Origin of the sequence: Vibrio sp. 1562, from assembly GCF_033340155.1 — a bacterium.
In the GTDB taxonomy this organism is placed as follows: Bacteria; Pseudomonadota; Gammaproteobacteria; order Enterobacterales; family Vibrionaceae; genus Vibrio; species Vibrio alginolyticus.
In genome coordinates this window covers 1-561 of sequence record NZ_JAWOVY010000634.1, presented here as the reverse complement: position 1 = coordinate 561, position 561 = coordinate 1, and the positions used below count along the sequence as shown (strand labels likewise).

Here is a 561-nt window from a genome sequence, read left to right as displayed (position 1 = left end):
GTCACAACAATGTTTGTCGTTTCCACATCGTCAGCAAGACGGCTGATCACTTCTTTCGCTTTCATCACAACTTCACGACCCGTCTGAGTATTATCAGACGCTTGGTTTGCAGTATCGGCTGCCGTCGCTGCGTTAGACGCAATTTCACTGATCGTCGCACCCATTTGGTTGATCGCTGCAACCACTTGAATCGTCTGGTCACGTTGCTCTTGGCTATTATCGTACGTTGACGTTGCTTTGCTCGACACGCTGTCTGCCGCTTGACTCAGTGCACCGCTCGTCAAAGATACCTCTTTCATGGTTGCGTGGATTTTCTCAATAAATCCGTTGAAACCTTTAGAAAGTTGCGCGATTTCATCATTGCCACGAATTTCAATACGCTGTGATAAATCACCTTCGCCTTGACCAAGATCGGTAAAGCGATCTGCAATCAAACGAATTGGCTTAGTGATACTGTTTGCAAGCAATACGCCCATCAAAATGAACACCAACGCCACTATAATGGTTGTGAGCATCATTTTTTGACCAGTGGCATTGAGATCAGCAAACACTTCATCAACA

The 561-nt window shown here is 45.8% G+C and carries 1 protein-coding gene; it reads right to left on the bottom strand.

Going from position 1 to position 561, the window contains the following annotated elements; all coding sequences use genetic code 11:
* A partial coding sequence (locus tag R7Z49_RS26800) for a methyl-accepting chemotaxis protein (RefSeq protein WP_318112702.1) occupies window positions 1-561 on the bottom strand: 561 nt, incomplete at both ends.